General features: G+C 30.8%; 9 protein-coding genes and 3 tRNA genes. All 12 read left to right on the forward strand.

What is annotated here, in order from left to right; translation table 11 throughout:
• Positions 1 to 124: 124 nt before the first annotated feature.
• The 12 genes from spoVT (at position 125) to RSD37_RS14170 (ending at position 6,861) form a co-directional block, all read left to right on the forward strand.
• Entirely contained in the window at positions 125 to 673 is a 549-nt protein-coding gene (spoVT, locus tag RSD37_RS14115; RefSeq protein ID WP_346947387.1) for a stage V sporulation protein T, read from the forward strand.
• A gap of 273 nt (positions 674 to 946) precedes the next feature.
• Positions 947 to 2,482 (forward strand): polysaccharide biosynthesis protein, encoded by a 1,536-nt coding sequence (locus RSD37_RS14120; protein ID WP_346947388.1) that lies wholly within the window; start codon positions 947 to 949, stop codon positions 2,480 to 2,482.
• 16 nt (positions 2,483 to 2,498) lie between these two features.
• Positions 2,499 to 3,962, forward strand: a complete 1,464-nt coding sequence (gene mazG, locus RSD37_RS14125) for a nucleoside triphosphate pyrophosphohydrolase (RefSeq protein WP_346947389.1) — start codon at positions 2,499 to 2,501, stop codon at positions 3,960 to 3,962.
• A 110-nt stretch (positions 3,963 to 4,072) separates the two neighbouring features.
• Complete coding sequence (locus RSD37_RS14130) at positions 4,073 to 4,348, forward strand: HU family DNA-binding protein (protein ID WP_346947390.1); 276 nt, start codon at positions 4,073 to 4,075, stop codon at positions 4,346 to 4,348.
• Positions 4,349 to 4,477: 129 nt separating this feature from the next.
• Positions 4,478 to 4,738, forward strand: coding sequence for an RNA-binding S4 domain-containing protein (locus RSD37_RS14135; RefSeq protein ID WP_346947391.1), 261 nt, complete (start codon positions 4,478 to 4,480; stop codon positions 4,736 to 4,738).
• 76 nt (positions 4,739 to 4,814) lie between these two features.
• A complete protein-coding gene (yabP, locus tag RSD37_RS14140) occupies positions 4,815 to 5,111 on the forward strand; it encodes a sporulation protein YabP (RefSeq protein ID WP_346947392.1) in 297 nt (98 codons plus the stop codon).
• Between the two features lie 19 nt (positions 5,112 to 5,130).
• Complete coding sequence (yabQ, locus tag RSD37_RS14145; protein WP_346947397.1) at positions 5,131 to 5,511, forward strand: spore cortex biosynthesis protein YabQ; 381 nt, start codon at positions 5,131 to 5,133, stop codon at positions 5,509 to 5,511.
• 127 nt (positions 5,512 to 5,638) lie between these two features.
• Entirely contained in the window at positions 5,639 to 5,905 is a 267-nt protein-coding gene (locus RSD37_RS14150) for a septum formation initiator family protein (protein WP_346947393.1), read from the forward strand.
• 86 nt (positions 5,906 to 5,991) lie between these two features.
• Positions 5,992 to 6,408, forward strand: a complete 417-nt coding sequence (locus tag RSD37_RS14155; RefSeq protein ID WP_346947394.1) for a S1 domain-containing RNA-binding protein — start codon at positions 5,992 to 5,994, stop codon at positions 6,406 to 6,408.
• Between the two features lie 203 nt (positions 6,409 to 6,611).
• Positions 6,612 to 6,700: transfer RNA gene (locus tag RSD37_RS14160), tRNA-Leu, on the forward strand.
• Between the two features lie 5 nt (positions 6,701 to 6,705).
• Positions 6,706 to 6,781 (forward strand) — tRNA-Met (locus RSD37_RS14165).
• A 3-nt stretch (positions 6,782 to 6,784) separates the two neighbouring features.
• A tRNA-Met gene (locus RSD37_RS14170) sits at positions 6,785 to 6,861 on the forward strand.
• Positions 6,862 to 6,946: the final 85 nt, after the last annotated feature.

A 6,946-nucleotide genomic window follows, 5' to 3' on the forward strand; every position in this document is an offset into this window, starting at 1 on the left:
AGTGCTAGCCTTTACGTTATATAAAGATTTTAATGAAAAATTTTCTAGAGTGCATAAAATTTACGTTAAGAAGGATAATAATAACATTAATATATAATTAATGTGAACAAGGAGGATAAGTTAAATGAAAGCAACTGGAATAGTAAGAAGAATAGATGACTTAGGTCGTGTTGTAATACCAAAAGAAATAAGAAGAACCTTAAGGATTAGAGAGGGAGACCCACTTGAGATTTTTACTGATAGAGATGGTGGAGTTATATTAAAGAAATATTCACCTATTGAAGAATTAAGTGAGTTTGCTAAGGAATATAGCGAAGCTTTACATCAGACTATAGGAAATGTAGTAATAATTTGTGATAAAGATTCTGTTATATCTGTAAGTGGAGGAACCAAGAAAGAGTATTTGGATAAAAAAATTAGTAATGAAGTGGATAAGATAATGGAGGAACGTAAAGCTATACTTTTAGAAAAATCATCTCAATCAACAATACCGTTATGCGATGGTGAAGGACCTGATGATTATACAGCACAAGTTATAGCACCTATAATTGCAGAAGGAGATACAGTCGGAACTGTAATAATAGCATCTAAAGAAAATGTTAAGTTTAGTGATTTGGAGTTAAAGCTTGCTGAGACAGCAGCTTCATTCTTAGGAAAACAAATGGAACAATAAGTTTTAGAAATCATATTGAGTTTTAAGAAAGACAGTGATAAAGTTAATCGCTGTTTTTTTGTGTTTTTATATTTAAAGGTGTGAAAATTTATGATATGTAAGCGAAACTTTCTTAGAGGGTCTAGGGAAATGTAAAGTAGCAAAGGAATTAAATATAAATAAATATTATATAAGCTACATTGAAGTAGCAATGTATATAATATATGTCAGAAGGTAATAAAATGTTACTCCCTAAAATACTTATTAACTATATAAAGTATTTTAGGAGGAAGTATGAAAAAACAATCGCTTTTAAAAGGAACTATGATTTTAGGTGTAGCTACGATTTTTGCACGAGCTTTAGGATTATTGTTTAGAATACCAATACAGAATTTAATCGGAGATCAAGGTATGGGATATTATCAAATGTCCTATCCTTTATATATGACCTTTGTTGCAATAGCATCTGGAGTACCTATTGCAATGTCAAAGTTAATATCAGAATTTAATGCTAGACATGATACGAATTCAATTAGACAAGTGTTAAATCAAACACTTAAGATAATGATTCCATTAGGCATTTTAGCCTCATTTCTAATGATGTATTTTGGTAATGACATTATAGATTTATTGAAGTGGGATGAAAAATCTTACAATTCTTTTATGGTAATTTCTTGTGGACCTTTATTCGTATGTATTATGTGCACTTTTAAAGGGTATTTCCAGGGGTTACAGAATATGAATAGTACAGCTATATCTCAGATTATAGAACAGCTTGGGAGAGTTGGATTTGGAGTGGGTTTTGCATATTTACTACTACCAAAGGGCATAGAATATGCAGCTGCAGGAGCAGCTTTTGGAACAGTAGCAGGAGGGGTACTGGGGAGTATATATCTCATAATAAAATATTTTACTGTGAAGGGTAAAGTATCTAAGACGAGAATAAAGAAAGATAATGAAATTCTTGGAACTTTAGCTCAAGCGGCCTTGCCTATATCAATAGGGGCAGCGGTAGGTACAATTATGTCTCTTATAGACTCAATAATAGTACCACAAAGGCTCTTGGAAGCGGGATACACAATTGAGCAGAGTGCAGTGCTATACGGTCAGTTTACAGGAAAGGCTATGACCCTTCAGAACATACCTCTTTCGCTTTCTATTGCTCTATGTGCGGCATTGGTGCCTATAGTATCAGAGGTGTATTCTATGAGTAATAAAAAAGAACTAAGTAGAAGAGTAAATATGGTATTTAAGTTATCCTTCGTAATCGGAATACCAAGTTGTTTAGGATTGTTTTTTCTTGCAAGACCTATAATGGGATTAGTATTTATGAGAGATGTAGGTGGATATGAAATATTAAAGTTATTATCATTATCAATTCCATTAATTATTATTACACAAACCACTACATCGCTTCTCCAAAGCTGTGGAATGTATATGAAACCTATATATTACTTAGGAATAGGGTGTATATTTAAAGTAATAATAACATATCTACTTGTAAGTAGACCTGAGATGAATATATATGGTGCTGTAATTGGAAGTATAGTTGGATATGGTGTAACTAGTATATTGAATGTAATAGAAGTTAAGAAACTTCTTAGAGTTAAAATTGGTTTTTATGAAGTGTTTATAAAGCCTTTATTTATATCATTAATTATGATAATTGCTGTTGTCTTTGTGTATAATAATGTCTATAATTATACAATAAGTAATGGAATATCTTGCTTAGCAGCTATTTTTATTGGAATTATAGTGTTTGGAATACTTGCAATGATATTTAGGGTATTTACTTTTGAAGATGTAAAGGGAAAATTCATTAAAAACTAAAAGAGGAGTAGATGAAATGATTACAGTAGTTGGTCTAGGACCTGGTTCTAAGGATGCTTTAACTATAGGGGTACTGGAAGTCTTAAGAAACAATGAGAATATATATTTTAGAACAGAGAAACATCCTAATGTGGATTACTTAAAATCCATAGGAGTAAAATTTAATACTTATGATAAATTCTACGAAAAATATAATAATTTTGATGATATATATAAAGCAATTGCAGAAGATCTTATAAAAACACACATAGAAACAGGGGATTTAGTGTATGCAGTACCAGGTCATCCACTTGTTGCAGAAAAGTCTGTAACTCTATTGCTAGAACTATGTGAAGAGCAAGGTATAGAAATCAAACTAATGCCATCTGTAAGCTTTATAGATGCTGTTATTGAGAGCTTAAAGCTAGATCCTATCGAAGGAGTAAAGATAATTGATGCTTTTGATATAAATGAACAAGTTATGGATAAGAGATTAGGGGTTATCATAACACAGGTATATAATAAATTTATTGCCTCTGAAACTAAGCTTGCACTTTGTGAGTATTATAATGATGACACTGATATATACTTTGTTAGAGCGGCTGGAGTAGAAGGTGAGGAAAGCATAAGAAAGATTAAGCTATATGACTTAGATAGGCAAGAGGATATAGATTACCTAACCTCTATATATATTCCTAAGAATCTGGAGGAAACTAAGGATTTTCAGGACTTACTTAATGTTATTTCTACTCTTAGAAGTGAAGAGGGATGCATGTGGGATTTAGAACAAACCCATGAATCTTTAAAGAAATGTCTGATAGAAGAATGTTATGAAGTTATAGAAGCTATTGATGAAGAAGATGATGAAAAGCTTGTTGAGGAATTAGGTGATGTGCTTTTACAAGTGGTATTCCATGCACAAATAGGTAAAGAAGATGGATATTTTAATATAAATGATGTAATATCAGTTATAACCAATAAGATGATTAATCGTCATCCGCATATTTTCGCTGATACAAAGGTAAGTGATACTAAAGAAATATTAGATAATTGGGATGAAATTAAAGTTAAGGAAAAAAAATTCGATAATTATACAGATACATTAAAACACATTCCAAAGTGTATGCCAGGACTTATAAGAGCTGATAAAGTTCAAAGAAAAGCTGGGAAAGTTGGGTTTGATTGGGATAATGTAGAACCTGCAATGGAAAAAGTTTTAGAGGAATTACAAGAAATAAAAGATGTATATAAAACCTCAGATGTGTCAAAAATACAGGAGGAAGTAGGGGATTTAATATTTGCTACAGTAAATATTGCAAGACTTCTTGACATTGACCCAGAATTTGCAGTAAATTATACTATAGATAAATTTATAAGACGCTTTGAATTTATTGAGGAATCTGGAATCAAAAGAGGTGTTGATATTAAAACAATGTCTCTAGAAGAAATGGAAATTCTGTGGAGTGAATCAAAGAAATATGATTTACCCTTAGAAAGATAAGTTTTAAGAAAAAAAAGAAGGATTCTAGATAATTTATAAGAATATTGTAAGTATTGTTTCATGCAATTAAAATATAAGTTGTGTGAAGTTAACATTAAGGAGGTACTATTATGAACAAATCAGAATTAATCGCAAAAATGGCTGAAAAATCAGGACTAACAAAAAAAGATAACGAGGTAGTTTTAAAGGCATTTATAGAAAGTGTTGAAGAAACTCTTGAAAGTGGAGACAAAGTTCAATTAGTTGGATTTGGTACTTTTGAAACTAGAGAAAGAGCTGCTAGAGTTGGAAGAAATCCAAGAACAAAAGAAGAAATCCAAATACCAGCATCTAGAGTTCCAGTTTTCAAAGTTGGAAAAGAGTTTAAAGACATCGTAAATAAATAGTTGATTTGAAAAAGCCTAGATATATTCTGGGTTTTTTCTTTCATTCTAGGTAATAATACAGATTGTTAGGGATTATAATAAGGATATGAAAATAACAAGAATTAAATTTTATTTATGGGGGTTAAAAATATGAGGTTAGACAAATATTTAAAAGTTTCAAGAATAATAAAGAGAAGAACAGTAGCAAAAGAAGTGTGCGAAAGTGGTAGAGTTGTTATTAATGGGAAAGTTGCAAAGCCAAGTACCACAGTTAAAGAGGATGATATTATAGAAATACAATTTGCTAATCAATTGTTAAAGGCAAGAATAATTAATATAGCTTCTCATGTTAATAAGGAACAAGCTAAGAGTATGTATGAAATAATAAGCGGTGTAGAGGATAAGGAATAAATAATAGCATAAAATAGGTTCTAATGAATATATCTTTATAGAAAGCCAATATGTTTTTTAGTTTAAGGAGGATATTATGGAACAAAATAAAGATGTAGCATTAGAGAACAAAAAAAGTTTTATTGCTCTAGAAAATAGAAAAAAAATGACACTAGATGGAGTTTTAGAAATAATAAGTTTTAATGAAGATCAAATACTTATAATAACGGTGTTAGGTGATATGGATATTCGTGGAGAAGGGTTAAAAATGACCAAGCTAGATGTACAAAATGGTGATGTTGTAATAACCGGAAACATATCATATGTTGTATATACTAGTGAGGAAAAAAGACCTAAAAAGCAAAATGGAATTATTTCAAAAATATTTAGGTAATTAGATTATGATATTTGATATGAGTAGGCAAGTAACACTGTTTTTATTCTCCTTACTTAGTGGTATGCTAGTTGGTGTTTTTTTTGATATTTATAGAGTCATAAGAGGGATTGAAGAACCAGGTAGATTTATAACAGCAATACAAGATTTATTGTTTTGGATACTTACTGGTATTATAATTTTCATTTTTATGATGTATACTAACTATGCATATATGAATTTTAATGTGTTCGTGTATAATGGTATTGGATTATTTTTTTACTTTAAACTATTTAGTCGTGGGTTCATATTTGGATATAGCAAGATAATAAAATTTATTTCATCAGCTATAAGAATAATATTTTACTATTTTTTCTATCCATTGAGAATTATTTTTCACAAAATTAGAAAAAAAACATAAAATAATAATATTAATACTTGAAGAAAATAAAAATACAAATTACAATATACCTAGAGGTTAAATCTAGAGTGTATGCAATGTAATAATATTTAAGTATTGCATTAGAGGTTAGGAAGGGAAAATCAATATGAAGAAATTCAGCTTTAAAAAGATAATTCTTTTACTGATAGCTTTCTATGTAGGGTTTGTATTTGTAAATCAACAAGTAATTATGTTTAGACAGCATAGAGATATTGAAAAATATACTTCAGAATTGCAATCTGCTCAAGATAAAAATCAAAAGTTACAGGATGAGATTAAACTATCAAAAGACAACAATTATATAGAAAAATTAGCAAGAGAAAAGTTGGGGTTAATTAGAGAGGGAGAATCTCCTGTTATAAATAGCAAATAAAAATCGAAAGTTACCGTATTTTAATTCTGTATTAAATATGGTATAATATAAATTTAAATTATGAATTTAAGGAGGGTCTTTTTAATATGACCTTAAAGGCTGGAAGCATTATCGAAGGTAAAGTAGTTAATATCACAAATTTTGGTGCATTTGTTGAAGTGGAGGGAAAAACTGGATTAGTACATATATCAGAAGTTTCTGATGTATTTGTTAAGAATGTACATGATCATTTAAAAGAGAATGACGTAGTAAAAGTTAAAGTCATATCAGTAGATGATAATGGAAAAATGAGTTTATCCATAAAACAAGCGGGGGTACCTAAAAAATCTTTTAAACCTGTAGACGTAGATTGGCAAAAGGAAAAAGCGAAGACAACAACTACAGGCAGCTTTGAAGACAGGATGTCAAAATTCTTAAAAGATAGTGAAGAAAGATTTCAAGATCTTAAGAGACATCAAGATGGCGGAAAAGGCAGAGGGTATAGTAAAAAAGGTTCTAACTAGGCTTTATACCAAAAGGTTAAAGAGTGCTTGAATAAGCACTCTTATTTATTTAGATGAAAGTAATTAAAGTTATCTTAAACTATGAAAAAATACAGCTAAATTATGTGAATAAAATATGTATAAAAAAACTAAAGAAATACTGTTGACATAATAGTAAATATAACATATAATAAATATTGTCGCTAAGAGGTGACAGACTATAAGCTGGAGTGGCGGAACTGGCAGACGCACAGGACTTAAAATCCTGCGGTGGTTAAACACCGTACCGGTTCGATTCCGGTCTTCAGCACCAAATAACGCGGGATGGAGCAGTTGGCAGCTCGTCGGGCTCATAACCCGAAGGTCGTAGGTTCAAGTCCTGCTCCCGCAACCATGTGGCGGAATAGCTCAGCTGGCTAGAGCATTCGGTTCATACCCGAAGGGTCGTAGGTTCAAGTCCTATTTCCGCTACCATATTCTTAAAATAAAATTGCCAATTAATAAGCTGGAGTGGCGGAACTGGCAGACGCACAGGACTTAAAATCCTGCGGTGGTTAAA

The sequence above is a fragment of the Clostridium sp. genome (assembly GCF_036646415.1).
Classification (GTDB): domain Bacteria; phylum Bacillota; class Clostridia; order Clostridiales; family Clostridiaceae; genus Clostridium_J.

Excerpts from the sequence above, each read along its gene's own strand:
- RSD37_RS14130 (WP_346947390.1), top strand. The coding sequence starts at position 4,073 with ATGAACAAATCAGAATTAATCGCAAAAATGGCTGAAAAATCAGGACTA.
- RSD37_RS14120 (WP_346947388.1), top strand. The coding sequence starts at position 947 with ATGAAAAAACAATCGCTTTTAAAAGGAACTATGATTTTAGGTGTAGCT.
- yabQ (WP_346947397.1), top strand. The coding sequence starts at position 5,131 with ATGAGTAGGCAAGTAACACTGTTTTTATTCTCCTTACTTAGTGGTATG.
- RSD37_RS14150 (WP_346947393.1), top strand. The coding sequence starts at position 5,639 with ATGAAGAAATTCAGCTTTAAAAAGATAATTCTTTTACTGATAGCTTTC.
- RSD37_RS14135 (WP_346947391.1), top strand. The coding sequence starts at position 4,478 with ATGAGGTTAGACAAATATTTAAAAGTTTCAAGAATAATAAAGAGAAGA.
- RSD37_RS14155 (WP_346947394.1), top strand. The coding sequence starts at position 5,992 with ATGACCTTAAAGGCTGGAAGCATTATCGAAGGTAAAGTAGTTAATATC.
- spoVT (WP_346947387.1), top strand. The coding sequence starts at position 125 with ATGAAAGCAACTGGAATAGTAAGAAGAATAGATGACTTAGGTCGTGTT.
- yabP (WP_346947392.1), top strand. The coding sequence starts at position 4,815 with ATGGAACAAAATAAAGATGTAGCATTAGAGAACAAAAAAAGTTTTATT.
- mazG (WP_346947389.1), top strand. The coding sequence starts at position 2,499 with ATGATTACAGTAGTTGGTCTAGGACCTGGTTCTAAGGATGCTTTAACT.